Source organism: Caulobacter sp. UNC358MFTsu5.1 (assembly GCF_000712075.1).
In the GTDB taxonomy this organism is placed as follows: domain Bacteria; phylum Pseudomonadota; class Alphaproteobacteria; order Caulobacterales; family Caulobacteraceae; genus Caulobacter.
Map to the genome: position 1 here is coordinate 1 of NZ_JONW01000005.1, position 2,500 is coordinate 2,500.

The following is a 2,500-nucleotide window of genomic DNA, read 5'->3' on the forward strand; positions in this document are numbered from 1 at the left end:
CTTGGGTGCGGGGACAGGATTTGAACCTGTGACCTTCAGGTTATGAGCCTGACGAGCTACCGGGCTGCTCCACCCCGCGGCGAAGAGGGTAGTGATGTGATCGTGTGGTAGGGTTTGGACTTTGGAGCGTGCGCTCAAACGAAGCATCCTTTTAGCGGACCTGGCGGCGACCTACTCTCCCGCGCCTTGAGACGAAGTACCATTGGCCCTGGGGGACTTAACGACCGAGTTCGGAATGGGATCGGGTGGGGAACCCCCGGCATAGCCACCAGGTCAGCAAAAAGGATGCTGTCGGGTCGCTTTGTGGCGACCCGAGCATTGTTGTGAAGAAGACATCGCATGTCTTGTAAAGCAGTCATGGGTTTGACTGAAGAACGATCAAGCCTATCGAGCTATTAGTACCGGTAAGCTACACGCCTCACAGCGCTTCCACACCCGGCCTATCAACGTGGTGGTCTTCCACGGCTCTCAGCGAGACCTTGTTTTGAGGTTAGTTTCCCGCTTAGATGCTTTCAGCGGTTATCTATTCCACACTTAGCTACCCTGCTGCACAGCTGGCGCCATGACAGGTCCACCAGAGGTGTGTCCATCCCGGTCCTCTCGTACTAGGGACAGATCCTCTCAAGTCTCGTACACCCACGGCAGATAGGGACCAAACTGTCTCACGACGTTCTGAACCCAGCTCACGTACCACTTTAATCGGCGAACAGCCGAACCCTTGGGACCTGCTCCAGCCCCAGGATGTGATGAGCCGACATCGAGGTGCCAAACTTTGCCGTCGATATGGACTCTTGGGCAAAATCAGCCTGTTATCCCTAGAGTACCTTTTATTCGTTGAGCGATGGCCCTTCCACGCAGGACCACCGGATCACTATGGCCGACTTTCGTCTCTGCTCGACTTGTCAGTCTCGCAGTCAGGCGGGCTTATGCCATTGCACTCGACGACCGATTTCCGACCGGTCTGAGCCCACCATCGCGCGCCTCCGTTACACTTTGGGAGGCGACCGCCCCAGTCAAACTGCCCGCCACGCCATGTCCCGGACCCGGATAACGGGCCGCGGTTAGACGTCAGCAACAATAAGGGTGGTATTTCAAGGATGGCTCCACCGGAACTGGCGCCCCGGTTTCATAGCCTCCCACCTATCCTACACATGTTGCTGCTAACGCCAAGGCGAAGCTGCAGTAAAGGTTCATAGGGTCTTTCCGTCTGACCGCGGGAACCCCGCATCTTCACGGGGAATTCAATTTCGCTGAGCCTATGCTGGAGACAGTGGGGAAGTCGTTACGCCATTCGTGCAGGTCGGAACTTACCCGACAAGGAATTTCGCTACCTTAGGACCGTTATAGTTACGGCCGCCGTTTACCGGGGCTTCAATTCGCAGCTTGCACCACTCCTTTTAACCTTCCGGCACCGGGCAGGCGTCAGACCCTATACGTCGCCTTGCGGCTTCGCAGAGCCCTGTGTTTTTGATAAACAGTCGCTACCCCCTGGCCTGTGCCACTCTTTTCTGGTTGCCCAAAGAAGAGTCACGCTTATCCCGAAGTTACGCGTGCAATTTGCCGAGTTCCTTCAGCATAGTTCTCTCAAGCGCCTTGGTATACTCTACCTGCCCACCTGTGTCGGTTTCGGGTACGGTCTCCGTTGGAGTTATTTCCAGGGACCTGTTCACTGCCCGGAGCAATCCAATAAGCCCGAACAATTTACCAGATCCGTCACTTCCAACTGGTTCAGGAATATTCACCTGATTCCCATCGACTACGCCTTTCGGCCTCGCCTTAGGGGCCGACTAACCCTGCGCAGATTAGCTTTACGCAGGAACCCTTGGGCTTTCGGCGAGAGTGTCTCTCACACTCTTTATCGCTACTCATGTCAGCATTCTCACTTCCGATACCTCCAGCAAGGCTCGCGCCTCACCTTCACCGGCTTACGGAACGCTCCGCTACCGCTTGCTCATAGAGCAAACCCATACCTTCGGCGTCTGGCTTGAGCCCCGTTACATTTTCCGCGCAGGATCGCTTGACCAGTGAGCTGTTACGCTTTCTTTAAATGATGGCTGCTTCTAAGCCAACATCCTGGTTGTCAAAGCAATCCCACATCGTTTCCCACTTAGCCAGAACTTGGGGGCCTTAGATGATGGTTAGGGTTGTTTCCCTTTTCACGACGGACGTTAGCACCCGCCGTGTGTCTGCCAGATATCTCTCTCGGGTATTCGGAGTTTGATTAGAATTGGTACAGATCGCTCCGCCCGCATCCATTCAGTGCTCTACCCCCCGAGGAGTCCGTCTGACGCACTACCTAAATAGTTTTCGCGGAGAACCAGCTATGTCCAGGTTTGATTGGCCTTTCACCCCTATCCACAAGTCATCCGAGAATTTTTCAACATTCACCGGTTCGGTCCTCCAGTAAGTGTTACCTTACCTTCAACCTGCTCATGGATAGATCACCTGGTTTCGGGTCGTCATGCGACGTACTTATTCGCCCTATTCAGACTCGCTTTCG

1 tRNA gene and 2 rRNA genes (1 of these 3 cut by a window edge) are annotated in these 2,500 nt (G+C 54.7%); all 3 read right to left on the reverse strand.

Going from position 1 to position 2,500, the window contains the following annotated elements:
* Positions 1 to 2: 2 nt before the first annotated feature.
* A tRNA-Met gene (locus tag BR39_RS0102085) sits at positions 3 to 79 on the reverse strand.
* Between the two features lie 79 nt (positions 80 to 158).
* Positions 159 to 273 (reverse strand): 5S ribosomal RNA (gene rrf, locus BR39_RS0102090).
* Positions 274 to 374: 101 nt separating this feature from the next.
* A 23S ribosomal RNA gene (locus BR39_RS0102095) occupies positions 375 to 2,500 on the reverse strand (it continues 663 nt past the right edge of the window).